Raw genomic sequence first — 13,472 nt, forward strand, 5'->3', positions numbered from 1 at the left:
AAGACAATCTGTGCGCCCGAGTCCTCGATCAGGTAGCGAATCCGCTCTTCCGGATACGAGGGATCGATCGGGACGTACGCGCCGCCCGCTTTCAAGATCGCCAGGATCCCCACGATCAGCTCCGGCGAACGCTCCGCCATCAGGCCGACAAGCTCGTCAGGCTTCACGCCGTTCTCACGCAGCACCCGCGCCAGCTGATTCGCCCGCGCGTTCAGCTCCCGGTACGTGAGCCGCGCTTCCCCGAACACGACCGCCACGTTGTCCGGCGTCTGCTCCGCCTGCGCCTCGAACAGCTCATGGATCGTTTTGTCGCGCGGGTATTCCGCTTTCGTGGCATTGAAATCGACGAGGAGCTGCCGTTGCTCTTCTTGAGGAAGGATCTCAAGCTCTGCTATGCTTTTTTCAGGATGACTTAAGAAGTCCTTTAACGTCGTAAGCAGATAGGTTAAAATCCTTCTACCTTCTTCAGCGGAAAACAAGTCCTGCAAATAGTCTAAAAGGATGAAAAACGTTCCCGTGTTGACGTTTTGTTCGATATGGAAGGCGAGCTCATTGGATTCTGCGCCATTAAAGAGCCACTTGCTCTTCATGGCATCCCGGCCGACCGTGCGATATTCGATAGCTACGCCAAACAGCTTGTCAACATGGCGATGCCGTTCTCGAAGATCCTTTATTAATAGATTGTACGGATACTTCTGGTGGCGAAGCGTAGCGGACTGTTGTTTAACAACTTGAGATAAAAAATCCAGCGCGCTAAGACTCGGATCAATGCTCATCCGAATCGGACTTGTGCTTACGGCCATTCCCAACATTTCTTTTTCGGCTTTTTGGGTGCGGTTGGCATATCCATTGCCTAGGACGATATCCTCCAGAGAAGTGATTTTATGTAAAGTTATGAACAAGCCCGTCAAAAACAAGGAGAACGGGCTAACGGAATGGCTCTTGCAAAAATCATGAATCGTTTCCTGCAATGAATCATCGATGAAAACCGTCTCGCGCATTGCCTTCGTACTGGTTGCGTACGAATGAGCAAGCTTCAAACCTCCCCCTTCCGGGAGACGGTCGAATTGCTTGTTCCAGAACGCTTTATCTTTCTCAAAGCGTTTCGATCCCTCGTAAATCGATTCGTCTTTGAGATAATCTTTATAGGAATAGCGATTCTTGTCCTCAGGATCATTATGGTTCAATAGTTGTTGATAACATTCCATTATTTGTGATACCATGAGATCAATGGATAATCCATCCATAATTACATGGTGAAACTTTAAATATAATTTTCCCTTTCCCGGACGTTGTTTGAGATAGGCAAAGAAAAACAGAGGGGAAGCATATAATTCAAAAGGCTTGCGGTTCTGCTCTTCTTCCCATTGTTGCAGCAAGTCCGGTGCCTGGTCAAAATCTAAAAACGTAACGACTTCCTCTGCCGGGAAAGCAAAATATTGTTTCGGTTCTTCTCCTAGTTGCGAAGTCAGTCGAATTTGAAGCGCATCATTTTGCTTGATTACATGAAGTAAAGCTACGTTCAAAACCTTCTCTTGAATTTCTTCCTCAAATTCAATGATCTTAATTAGATTAGAAACGCTCGTACCCGGATAGAAAGCCTCTGTATACATAATTCTTCGTTGTGCATGTGAAAGCGGATATAACGGCTTATCGAACACGTGAAACTCTCCTATCCCATTCATTTATTCCAGCGAGATTTCATAGGAGACTTATTTAAAGTCGTAAGCTATTTTGGTTTTCTCGCATACGAAACGCTATGAAGTCCGGCTGGTTCAGCTCAACATAAATATTCTCGGTCCACGAGCGCTCCATTGACTGTGCCGTATTTCCCCACCTCGTAACCTAACTCATCGGGCCTCCGATACGTTACGATTTACTTATGGTGAAACGGACAGGCTTTGGGAATAACCTTATTCGTATCAGGCATAAAGTACTGCACCCACGACCGGTTCACGCTTTCTCCGTACGTACCTAAGAAAGGAAACTGTGGCAGTTGGTCATAGGATTTCAATAGCTTCCTCACATGCATGATCTGCTGCTCTGTAACCCCTTCAAACACCCATCTTGGTTGAAACGTTAGCATGAAGGTGCTTGAACTTCTGCTTCTGCGAAGCTCATGAGCAGGAGTGTTGCACACTACAAACATCGGTTCACCGGCAAAGGAAAATTCCCATTTGGGGTCTTCGGGATCGGTCGGAATAGACGCTGGCCACTCCGTCGGATCCAAACGGTGAAGCCGATTCAAAATATCCCAGAACAATTGCTCGTATGCGGCCATATCGTCTGACCGATCAATATTGAAAAACACAATAAACGACGTGTACGGGCCGAGATCGCGCCCGATCTTCAGATACTGATGCAAGGCTTCGCTTAATTGCCTGAGCGACTCCTGTCCCGTATCTTCCAAGAAACTGTACCGCAATTGCCCTCTAATAAACCCAGTCGCCCCGAATACGCAAGGAAAGGCCGGCGCTTCACTTGTCATATCCTTGGAAAAAAAATCGAATACTTCTCTTCTCCAATCGAAATCGTTAAACGTCAAAATATCGCTGCTCTGAAGCATTCCTACACCTTCAAATCTAAGAATTTTTCCATCATCGTTGCAAAAAACTAAGTTGCTGAAGCAGACATTGCCCGGAAACGCACCAGACCTTCCTCTAGAAGCGCTAAGGCGATTCTTGTCGTTTCGAGTGAATAAACGATTGGAACACGGATGTACGAGCCGCTCCCGCCTTGATAATTACTCAAAGTCGTTATCGCCAATTTAAAGCGGGTCAATAAATAGTCAGCGAACAAATCCACATCGTCCACCGGGATCTTTACGAAGAACTGAGTACCTCCGCGAGGGATCTCGTAGGAAATTCCCTCGATGCGAGCTAAAAGCTCCTCGACGACTTGCTTTCGATCGGAAATTGCCTTAAGCAGTTTCGTATTTCCATGCTCCAACAAAAGTTGAGCTCTTTTTTGTGAAATGCCGCTTATCGAGACGCATTCCTGTTCAAGGAATCCAGCGATAGCTTCAATATTTTTCTGATCCGAGGCGATCCAGCCAATTCTTAATCCGGGCGAGCCATAGTTTTTGGACATCGAATTAACGGTATAGAGTTGTGTCCAGTCGGCGGTGAATTGCAAAGGGGAACAGGTTTGGAGCCCATCGTAAGTAATCGAATCGTAAATCATATCCACGACCAGCGGAATCGCCCGATCTTGAACGAATTGGACCAGTTTGGCCATCGTCGTTTCCGATAAGATATCTCCTGTCGGATTATGCGGCGTGTTGACATAGACTAGTCCTACTTCCTCCCGCTCGCAGTCAAGCGCCAGCCGCTCAAAGTCTACTGTGCCATTGTCGGAGGAAAAATACTCAATACGATACCCGTATTTTTTCAAAATGGTTGCAATGCTACCTAAGATTGGTCCTTGGCACAACGCAATGGCGTTCGGACGATATAGCGAGCGAAAAATTAGAGAGAGCCCATGCAAAGCTCCGTTCGTCACCAATAATTGTTCATGTTCAAGCCCTACGCTATACATTCGTTGTTCCCGATCATGGATTGCTTGAAGCAAGAAAGGATATCCCTCGCACGGCGCATATTCATGAATAAATACAGAATCATCGATTTTAGTTAAAGCGATCGGCTCATCCCATTGAGGAACATTTTCCACCCATACCTTCCACGGCTGATCAGGATCAAGACTGACATATTTCAAACGCTGCTGCAGTAAAGTAAACGGACTGTCCGAGGTTGTAATTCGTTGCATGTCGTTAATTAGTGCTCCTTTTTATGAATAAGGTAACCTATCGTTAAATCAGTGGAATCCACATTGTGATCCACTCTTTCTTTCGCCCGCACGGTGAAGTTCATCCGCTCGAAGAGTTCATCCCAATAGCGCTCCGTTTCAAGCAATTGATTCGTGAAATAATGAAGGAGATAATAAGGATTGTAATACGCCGATCCCAAGCCGTGGGCCATCTTCTCGGCATCGTTGATTCGATTGTCCACCTCAATGATGATGATTTGAATACCCGGGAAGCGGTCTGTTATTTGTGTTAAAAACGCAATTACACCTTCTTCGCCGCTTTGACCTAATATTTCATGAAGGACGAAACCAAGGACCATAAAGTCAGGATGAAAATCAAACTCCTCCGTCAAGAAATCGAAGGCTGAACTTTGCATTAATCGGATACGGTCCTGCAAGTTATTCTGCTCCACTAATTTCACGGCTTCCGCATAGCCTCCCTCGCTCGGTTCTACACCATAAGCCTCGATATCGGGGTGAAGCTTGCAAAATTCAACGAGATACAATCCGTTTCCGCAACCGAGATCCAACAATTTCTTTTTATCGCCATCGATTTTAGCCATTAGACTTCGAGTTAAAGGTATCGCGTCATAATGACTGATCTGGCAACTACCTACACCAACTTTCTGTAAATCTCGAGTCGCCCAACCCGAGTTATCCAAGAGCTTTGGACCGATTTGCATGAATGTCTCGGCATAACCACCGACAAGCATAATATACCAGCCACGGAATGCGCCGAGCTCGTGTCCTGACGGACTTAACTCAAAATGGTCCATTTTCTCCAAAAGAAGATGTTCATTGCGTAGGTATAGTAAAAAACCGCGTAATTTTTTCTCATCTAGCTCTAATTGTTTCTTGAGATCGCTAACGGAAACGGATCCTTTTTGCTTAAGCAGGTCGTAAATGCCAGTATCAAACAAATGATAAATACCAATTGAAAGAGCAAATTGACGAACGGGCTGTAGTGCATCAATCAAACGATCTTCTATAAGCATCTTAATATCATCCCTCTAAATTAACTGAATTTTCTAAATATTATTCGTATGGTTATAATCATTGTGGCTCTTTATTATGGTTCAAGCCGCAATAAATGTAGGTATTTGTAATAGAAACTTTAGAAATATCGTAGTTATTTTTCTCCGACATAAGTTAACGGCTACTATCCAACCGCTGAAGAGTTCAAGCCCTTTTTGTTAGTTCGCATGATAGTACATGTCCCGAAGCACCGTTTGCATAATACTTTCCTGATTGCTTTGCAGAAAGAAATGATCTCCGTCAAACATGTGAAGGAAAAATGCACTACGGGTTTGTTCTTTCCAAGCAGCCAAGGAAGCAGAGCTGACATCATGATCCCCCTTTCCGCCGAATGCGGATATCGGACAGGGAAGCGGCAGATCTTGGATGTAACTATACGTTTCGCATACTTCAAAATCGGCGCGCAATCTTGGCATCAGCAACTGCATCAGGTCATCATTCTGCAGAACGGCTTCCGGTGTTCCGTTCAATCGACGCAGCTCCGATTTAAACTCATCTTCCGGAAGCTGGTGAAGCTTTTTCTTGATAGAAGGAAGCTGAGGACTGGATCGTCCCGAAACAAATAAATGAGCGGGATGCTTCCCATATACTCTGCCTATCTCTCTGGCCGTTTCATAAGCGATCAATGCGCCCATGCTGTGGCCGAAGAATACAAAAGGGGTATGCAACAGCGGTTTAATTTCGCCGACAATAGCCTTGACAATTTGCGACAAGGAAATCATTGGAGACTCCAGCACCCGGCTCTCTCTACCGGGTAACTGAACCGGACAAACCTCAATATCATTTGGAAAATACTGCGTCCATCCGCGAAAAATCGAAGCTCCTCCTCCGGCATATGGGAAGCAAAACAGGCGACTATTAGCGTTGGATTGCTCATTCGCGTTCAAAAACCAAGACTGTAGCGCTGATTTCATCTCTCCACCTCTTTCACAAGAGTTCCTTGTCTTTACTTCGGTCCGTCAATAATTATGTATCCAACATGTCGACATCAATTTGAATCACTTGATCAGGAAATTCGTCCGCTACGGCACATAGGGAAAGTTTATAAGCGGGATCGATATCATATTGTTTAAATCGAAATTTCCTTGTTTCTTCTTCTGCTACCAAGTGAATATCAACGTCTTTCTTGATGATGCTAAACGAATTAAGAGAGAGGCTAAGCCCTCTCCCGTCGGCTTTGATATAACTTTCCTTTAATGTCCAAATATCGAAAAAATACGTCAGATGCTGCGCTTCAGGCAAAGCCGTAAGCTGCTTGAACTCCGCCTCGGAAAAAAAATGGCGCGCCATTTGAAGATCTACCGAATGAATCTTCTCAATATCAACGCCTACAGGGTTCAAATCCGTCGCGCAAACGATCCACTCTCCGGAGTGGGCAATATTAAAGTGTACGACATTGGAATCGGCAAGCTGTGGTTTACCATATTCGTTTGTCACAAACCGAATCTCATGATGCGGCATGCCAGTTGTCTTCCCGATTGCATGCTTGACCAATGCCTCTCCCACCGACGACCGAACCCTGTCTTCGTATTTCAACATTCGTCTTATTTGGGTTTGTTTCACTGAAGATAATTGATTAAACAGCCGATCGAACTTGAATTTATCAAGCCCTTCCGAAATATTCACTGCATAAATACGTAGCATGAATGGATGAAAATCCTCCTGGCGTTCACCAATTACTAGAGCCAATAAAAACAGACCGCCCTATAGCTCGCGTTTTCACTGCATGCCCCTAGGTGAACAAAACATTTATTGGAACGCGCTAGTACGTTAGAGACGATGGATGATCTAGTCGCGCTGGAGAGCCATTTTCGTTCGACGTATCCGCACGGATAGAATATTCGAACAAGCCCGATCCCGTGTCCGTTGTACAGAGCCATGACGTAGTAAATCATACAACTATCGTTACTATATTTACTAATGTTACTTACTAATCTAAATATACTTGATAAATATGCAGATGGCAATAATCCTATAAGACTATGTCTTAAAATTCCCCGCTTCCAGCCAGCATGGTCCGGAGGATCTGAATATCTGCGTTTAACGTTGACAATGTTTGAAGCCTCCTCATCCATCATGAAGCTCATACTAGGGGCTCAGCGACCAGAGATCAATGCGGTATTTTCTATGATAATGATTGATCAGATAAATCATTCCCTCGATGGTCGCGCTTGTAGATCGTATTGCCGGCTTCGTCAACCAGGATGAGCGAGCTGTTATACCCGCTGTGCAGCCGCGAAGGATGTTGACATCCGCCGTTTCCGCCGAGCGATCACGTGGGGATGATCGCCCCATATCGCCATAGAACGCGATGGAAAGCAACTTTCTACGCTTAATCTTTTCGGCTATCACTTTGTTTTGTTGGGCACGGATGGACAGAACTGGCTTGAGGCCGCCGCTTGTATTCAACCCCTTCTTCATCTACAGTTGGATATTTATCAGATCGGCATTGATGCGAAAGATATTTTCGATGTTGAAAACAACTTTCTTGAGGCTTACGGATCACCTCAACCGGAGCTCATATTGTGCGCCCTGACGGGTTTATCGGGTGGCGCTTCAAGAGCGCAAGAGAGCAAAGTGGGAAAGATGCAGAGCAGGTTTTGACACAGGCCATTGCCGCGCTCCTTTTTCGCTCCGAATATCGGCAATGAGGTATAAAAAGTGATTCACCGATAAGATTTAAGGCCGTCCTTCCGATAGACGATGACGCCGACGAAAAAAACAAACCTCTCCGATAGCCGATACGAATCAACGTTAGCACAATGATTATCGTATAATCGTCACATATAGCCCGAAATCGGTGGTCGTGAAATCCTTCATGACGATTGTCGCCATAGGCGAGTTAAACCTTTGGACAAGGTCCGCAATTCGATGATCAAGGCAGCCACCCGGTGTTGACTAATCAATAAGGCTAAGCCTGCAAACAAACACAACACTCAAGCTCCTGCCTTTCTCTTCGCCAATAACGTATACACGCAAAAAAGAGAATCATCCAAAGTAGGACGACTCCCTTAAAGTATTACTTCGGATAGGCTTTTGCATACCGCATGATTTTCTTGAAAACGTTCGGGTCCGGATGTTTTTTGAAAATATAGGGATCCGGGTTCGTATTCACTTCGAGGATCCAGGGGTGCAGCGTTTCATCCATCGCGATATCAAGCCCGATCACGCGAACGCCTGGAAACGCGCGCTTCATTGCTTTTCCCGTCTGAACGCCGAGCTTCGACAGAGCGAGCAGCTTCGATTCCGCTTGGCTCGTATGCTTACGCAATAAGCGGCTCGCCGCCATGATCTTTCCACCGCTATGATAATTCGTGACGATTTTATTTTTCGCGGCTACCCTGCCGATGATTCCCGTCGTTTCCCAAGCTCTGTTGGGCGAATACTGAACCATGACCCGGATATCGAATTTACTTCCTCCATATTCCAACAGCCGGATTCCCTTCTGCACGAGATACCTCTTCCCACTTGTTTGAACCAAGATGGAATTGTAAAGGGACGCGTACGCGTTAAAGGTCCTGATCTTCCGGCCAAACTGATAACGGAAGCCCGTCCCTAATCGTTCTACTCGCATTACGCCTTTGCCGAACGATCCGAACTCTGGTTTAATATATACCATTTCGTATTGCTTTAACAGACGGAGCAGCGTCGATCGTGTCATTCGCAAGGTTTCAGGCACGAATTGGGACAAATGAGCGTTCTTTTGGATAGCAACGGTCTTTCTCCATTTACTCACTACGTAGCGTGTCACGCTTATTCCCCTTTGCTAGGTGCTAGTTTCGTAGAATCTCATTAATCTCGTTGCGGTCAGCCGCCAAACTGAATCGATACAATGCGTCCTCTCTGGCTTGCTTGGATAAACGGGCTCCGAATCTTTCGAGAGTTTTTCGATTTGCTCTGCAACAGCGGTAGGCTCGCTGAAATCCTGAACGAGAAGTCTGTTGCGGCCATGCTGAGCGATTTCCGGAATTCCGCCGTTCCTGGAGGCAATAACGGGCAGGCCGCTTGCCCATCGCTTCTACGTTAACTAAGCCGAACGCTTCATGTTTTTGCGAAGGACAAACGAAACAACTCCCTGATCGATAGAATGCCGGCATCTGTTTGCGAGATAGATTCCCCTTGAACTGTACGGGGATACGCCGGCTGGCGAAAAGAAGATGGAACGACTTTGAGACAGGACTGCTCGGGGGGCGGAACTTCGTCGTATCCACGCCGAGATGGACAAATTTGATTTTATCTTTATGCTCGGGGAAATCGATTCATCAACGACATTTGCAGCGACTTGCTGTTGCCGATAATCAAATCCGCCTTCTTCAAATCCGCGTTAGCTTTTAGTCTTGTCGTCATTGGGCTGGATACGAAAGTCATGGAGTGCATGAAGATGGAGATCGGCGTTGCGGGAAATGCTTTTCGTACAGTAGTTGTTCGCTCGAGACCTGTTTGGCGATTTGGTAAATGCAGTTCTCGACGGAACCACCGCTTGGAGGCGGTACGGGAATTTGCTCAAGTGCAAGGATAAGCAGCTTCGTTCCATAATCCCTTTCGTATACATTAGTAGTACTCCAAACTATTCCACGACATCGTATTGTTGATAGGCAGCTATCGATGGGAGCAAAATTTAATAATTTGCTTGATAGGCTAAAATGAAAAAAGAGCGCCCGCAATGGACGCCTCATCGTCGGATTGGTCAGGCCGCTGTCCAAATAACGGACTTTTGCCCACAGGTAAGCGTCGTTCTTGGCGCTGCCTGTCGAAGCGAGGTCCGTGTCCGGAATCATCCCTTGTCCGGTAAATTTACCGACCAGGTTGACCGCTACCCGTATGTTCCGTTTCAGGACATCCCTCCTGTCTATACCATAATTTTCATATAAATCCTTAACGCACAAATAAGTGATTTGTTGCGCATACCTGCCCGTTAGTTTAATGATGGAAGCCGCTCGTTCTGAGGCTGGTTACGACGTATGATGTTAACGCTGCTACATTAATGAACATGCCAGTTAGAGGCCAGTTGCAAATTTAGACAACGTATGGAGAAAAACCGCGAGAACTTAGTTCCACTGGCTTATCCCCCGTTTCTATCTATTTTCACTATAATAGGGCTGAAAGGAAAAAATCGAATAGAGTAAGTTCGCAATTCGAGTGCCTGATTTCCAAATCGAAAGGAGAAATTAAGGTGAAAAGAAGGATGCCTGTCCGCTATCTATTCAAGCTCCTGACTGTCACGATGATTTTCCTGCTCGCTGCCGCGAATCTTGCCGCTGCCGCTCCGTCACAAGCCGAAGAGCATTCGTATCTGGTCGGTTTAAAACCGGGCGTATCGGCCAAAGTGCTGGATGCCCCCGGAGTAAAAGTATCGAAGCACTGGGATAGCCTGGAGGCTGTCCATATTAAGGCGACTCCGTCAGCCATCCAAGAGCTGAAGAAAAACGCGAACATCGATTATATCGAAGAAGATCGTCTCGTTCATGCTTCCGGCACTGGGCAAACGTTCTCGGACGGTGCGCTTACATGGGGACTGCAAGCCATCCACGCCGATCAAGCATGGAGTCAGAACGCAACCGGAACGAATTTCAAGGTTTGTATTTTGGATACCGGCATTGACTACGCCCACCTCGAGTTCACCCGAAACGGTGTCTCCATCATCAAAGCGAGTCAAAATTTCGTGGAAGACGGGCATCCAGACGCGCGTGACGGTGATGGGCACGGGACGCACGTAGCAGGTACGATTGCTGGTCAGACAAACGGCAGCGGAAGCAGAATCGGGGTTGCACCCAACGTCGATCTGTACATCGCACGGGTGCTCGATGACGAAGGCACAGGAACGACTAGCAGCGTAATAAACGGGCTAAATTGGTGCCAAGCCAATAAAGCCAATGTCGCAAACCTGTCGCTCGGCAGCGACACGCCTTCCAAAACGGAACAAAGGGCTTTTGATCTGACTTATAAGCAGGGCATGCTCAGCATTGCCGCAAGCGGAAATGACGGAGCGAGCATCGGCTATCCGGCCAATTACAAGTCCGTCGTGGCGGTTGGGGCCGTGGACAGCGGCTTAAAGCTTGCCTCCTTCTCAAATTTCGGCAAGGACCAGGAGCTGGCCGCGCCGGGCGTCAGCGTACTATCCAGCGTTCCGTTAGGCACTGGCACGCGGAGCACATTGACGGAGCTTGAAAACGGCGTCCAATCTACGTATCCGAGCAGCACAGTCGAGTTTTCGGGACTCGGGGCTTTTTCGGGTCCTCTTGTCAATTGCGGACTAGCCGACTCCGCCACCTCCTGCAGCAGCAAACCGAAATCCGGGGCCTGGATTGCGGTGATCGACCGTGGCTCCATCAGTTTTGGAGAAAAAGCGCAAAGTGTCATGTCGCAGGGAGCATCTGCGGCAATCATCGTTAACAACGATACGATCAGCCCTGATGATCCGGGCAGTTTTACGCTGGGAAGCGAAGGGAATTGGATTCCTGCCGTTTCTGTTTCCTATAATAGCGGTACTCTTATGCAAAAAAACGGTCTCGGTATGGGAAGCGTTAACATTACCTCATGGGACTACAGCTATTACCAAGGCACTTCGATGGCGACACCGCATGTCACGGCAGTCGCCGCGCTTGCATGGTCCGCTAATCCGCTGCTCACAAACGACCAAATCCGCACGGTGCTCCAGAACTCGGCGTTGGATTTAGGCGATGCCGGACGAGACGGCTTGTACGGGTACGGTCTGGTTCAAGCGGACGCCGCGGTTCGGCTGGCCAAAGCAACTAATCCCGTGAAACAGCACGTTCATTAAATAACATTTCTTTTCGGGACGCATGAATTGAAAGACGTCGATGATTTTGAACAGGTATGGGATGAATTGAACGAGCATCTGTGTTTACGGAGTCTAATAAATTTCTAAGCAAATGGGACATGATAGTTACGACGGCAGCCGGCCTTAGAATGATCGGCTGCCGTCGTTGCGTTAACGGGCAGGTTAACTACTTTACAATTTGGTAGCTTCACAACATACGACTCATATGTATACTTACCGAAATGTCCTTCGACATCCGATGTTGTATCACCGAGTCCGATAAGCTCTGCACACTTCCCAAGTAACTAAAAAATATCCACTCCGATCACCCATTAATGCGTCTTTGTTTCATTGTACCATTTAACAAATCTGTCAGGCAGCCGAACGAACTGAGGCCGATACGGATTCGGACCTAGATTGTCTAATTCCATTATCCAGTCCGTTAGGCAAAAGCCGGCGGAATATTAACTTAAACGCATCGCCGTAGTTTTTTTCGTAATAAGTCGTGGCAGACCGATGATATATTGGCATTGCATTCGTCTTTATGATTGAAAACTATATTGGGAGGTAAACCGAATGAGTCTGCCGGAAGTCGTTTCATATTCAGAGTGGCTGATTGCACGCAAAGAACTGCTCAAGAAAGAGAAAGAATTTACACGGCTTAAGGACGCCTTAAACACCGAACGTCGCATGCTTCCTATGGTCCGTATAGAAAAGGAGTATGTCTTTGAAAGCTCAAATGGGCACTCGACTTTGATGGATCTATTTGAAGGTAGACGTCAACTCATCGTGTATCATTTTATGTTCGATCCGTTGTGGGAAAAGGGATGTTCCGGTTGCTCATCAGCAATGGACCAACTCTCGATGAAAGTCTTGGAGCAACTGAACGAACATCACACGAGTTTTGCGTGTGTGTCTCGAGCACCATATCTCAAGTCGGAACGGTACAAGCAAGATATGAATTGGTCATTTCCATGGTACTCGTCATTTGAAAGTGACTTTAACTATGACTTTCACGCGACCTTGGACGCATCCAAAGCAGAAATCGAGTACAACTATAGGGACAAAGCCGAAATTGAAAAGAGGAATCCTCAATGGTTTCACAAGTCCACCGAAATGCAGGGGTATAGCTGTTTCCTGCGTGATGGTCAAGAGATCTATCACACATACTCGACCTATGCACGCGGATCAGAAAATGCGGGGTGTCACATCTATGCTCTTTTAGATATGACAGCTCTGGGACGTCAGGAACCATGGGAGAAGCCCGAGGGTCGCGCAGACCCAGAGTGATTTATAAAGCAAGTGGGCAGCCCAGACCGAGGATATAAGGCGGCATCAGCCTAATATTTTGCACTAATGGAATAATAATTGTTGCGCTAACCTCCCTCTAAGGAGAATCACTTTGCTCTTAAATGCTCTCGTTTTCTTAGGTTTTGACCAAATGTTCTTCTTCACAGATAACATCAAGATGGAACGAAGTTGTAGATGAAGAGAAGGCTTGGTACGGCGTATCTCCCATCTTTGACCAGCTGTGCAATAACCTTCGCGTCCTTGATGTCATTTTTAGTTGGAGAATTGTCGTCTAACTCTTTGCTCTTCTTCACGTGGAGCGGATTCACAACGCCGTACTTTACTTGCTTTTCTCTCAGAAAATGAGCTAGGTTCAGCCAGTAATGACCGGTTGGCTCCATGCCAACCATAACGTCTTGGAAACCTTGTTCCGCTATGATTTTTCGATACCAGCTTACAAACAACTCGAATCCTGCCTGGGTATTTTCAAACGCAATTGGCTTCCCGAACTCGACTCCGCGGTTGTCTTGTGCGCGAGCCACATGTTTGAATTTTGCGATGT

12 protein-coding genes and 2 pseudogenes are annotated in these 13,472 nt (G+C 46.8%); 3 read left to right on the forward strand and 11 right to left on the reverse strand.

The window, feature by feature from the left end:
* From BMZ79_RS33170 to BMZ79_RS34915, 7 genes are all read right to left on the reverse strand, one after another.
* On the reverse strand, nt 1–1,661 hold a 1,661-nt coding region (locus BMZ79_RS33170; RefSeq protein ID WP_177222473.1), incomplete at its 3' end, for a condensation domain-containing protein.
* Nucleotides 1,662–1,876: 215 nt separating this feature from the next.
* Complete coding sequence (locus BMZ79_RS33175; RefSeq protein ID WP_090649478.1) at nt 1,877–2,566, reverse strand: YqcI/YcgG family protein; 690 nt, start codon at nt 2,564–2,566, stop codon at nt 1,877–1,879.
* 47 nt (nt 2,567–2,613) lie between these two features.
* Complete coding sequence (locus tag BMZ79_RS33180) at nt 2,614–3,765, reverse strand: beta-methylarginine biosynthesis bifunctional aminotransferase (RefSeq protein ID WP_090649481.1); 1,152 nt, start codon at nt 3,763–3,765, stop codon at nt 2,614–2,616.
* 8 nt (nt 3,766–3,773) lie between these two features.
* On the reverse strand, nt 3,774–4,799 hold the full coding sequence (locus BMZ79_RS33185; protein ID WP_090649485.1) for a 2-ketoarginine methyltransferase: 1,026 nt from the start codon (nt 4,797–4,799) through the stop codon (nt 3,774–3,776).
* A 198-nt stretch (nt 4,800–4,997) separates the two neighbouring features.
* Nucleotides 4,998–5,753, reverse strand: coding sequence for a thioesterase II family protein (locus BMZ79_RS33190; RefSeq protein WP_090649488.1), 756 nt, complete (start codon nt 5,751–5,753; stop codon nt 4,998–5,000).
* A 52-nt stretch (nt 5,754–5,805) separates the two neighbouring features.
* On the reverse strand, nt 5,806–6,528 hold the full coding sequence (locus BMZ79_RS33195; RefSeq protein WP_143089202.1) for a 4'-phosphopantetheinyl transferase family protein: 723 nt from the start codon (nt 6,526–6,528) through the stop codon (nt 5,806–5,808).
* 399 nt (nt 6,529–6,927) lie between these two features.
* Nucleotides 6,928–7,260 (reverse strand): hypothetical protein, encoded by a 333-nt coding sequence (locus BMZ79_RS34915; RefSeq protein WP_218154861.1) that lies wholly within the window; start codon nt 7,258–7,260, stop codon nt 6,928–6,930.
* Nucleotides 7,261–7,266: 6 nt separating this feature from the next.
* On the opposite strand from BMZ79_RS34915, the gene BMZ79_RS34920 reads away from it, so the two are divergent.
* Nucleotides 7,267–7,443: a hypothetical protein gene (locus tag BMZ79_RS34920; RefSeq protein WP_218154862.1), complete on the forward strand. Its 177-nt coding sequence runs from the start codon at nt 7,267–7,269 to the stop codon at nt 7,441–7,443.
* Nucleotides 7,444–7,858: 415 nt separating this feature from the next.
* On the opposite strand, the gene BMZ79_RS33200 is transcribed toward BMZ79_RS34920, so the two are convergent.
* From BMZ79_RS33200 to BMZ79_RS35775, 3 genes and pseudogenes are all read right to left on the reverse strand, one after another.
* Nucleotides 7,859–8,590, reverse strand: coding sequence for a YheC/YheD family protein (locus BMZ79_RS33200; RefSeq protein ID WP_371263840.1), 732 nt, complete (start codon nt 8,588–8,590; stop codon nt 7,859–7,861).
* 15 nt (nt 8,591–8,605) lie between these two features.
* Nucleotides 8,606–8,839 (reverse strand): glycosyltransferase, encoded by a 234-nt coding sequence (locus BMZ79_RS35770; RefSeq protein WP_371263841.1) that lies wholly within the window; start codon nt 8,837–8,839, stop codon nt 8,606–8,608.
* 22 nt (nt 8,840–8,861) lie between these two features.
* Nucleotides 8,862–9,098: pseudogene (locus BMZ79_RS35775) on the reverse strand (glycosyltransferase); the annotation flags it as partial.
* Between the two features lie 914 nt (nt 9,099–10,012).
* Here BMZ79_RS35775 and BMZ79_RS33210 point away from each other — a divergent pair.
* Together BMZ79_RS33210 and BMZ79_RS33215 are read left to right on the forward strand one after the other, a co-directional pair.
* Entirely contained in the window at nt 10,013–11,620 is a 1,608-nt protein-coding gene (locus BMZ79_RS33210) for a S8 family serine peptidase (protein WP_143089204.1), read from the forward strand.
* A gap of 576 nt (nt 11,621–12,196) precedes the next feature.
* Nucleotides 12,197–12,910: a DUF899 domain-containing protein gene (locus BMZ79_RS33215; protein ID WP_090649498.1), complete on the forward strand. Its 714-nt coding sequence runs from the start codon at nt 12,197–12,199 to the stop codon at nt 12,908–12,910.
* 200 nt (nt 12,911–13,110) lie between these two features.
* On the opposite strand, the pseudogene BMZ79_RS33220 reads toward BMZ79_RS33215, so the two are convergent.
* A pseudogene (locus tag BMZ79_RS33220) lies at nt 13,111–13,472 on the reverse strand (transposase); the annotation flags it as partial.

The sequence above is a fragment of the Paenibacillus sp. UNC496MF genome (genome assembly GCF_900113915.1).
In the GTDB taxonomy this organism is placed as follows: Bacteria; Bacillota; Bacilli; order Paenibacillales; family Paenibacillaceae; genus Paenibacillus_Z; species Paenibacillus_Z artemisiicola.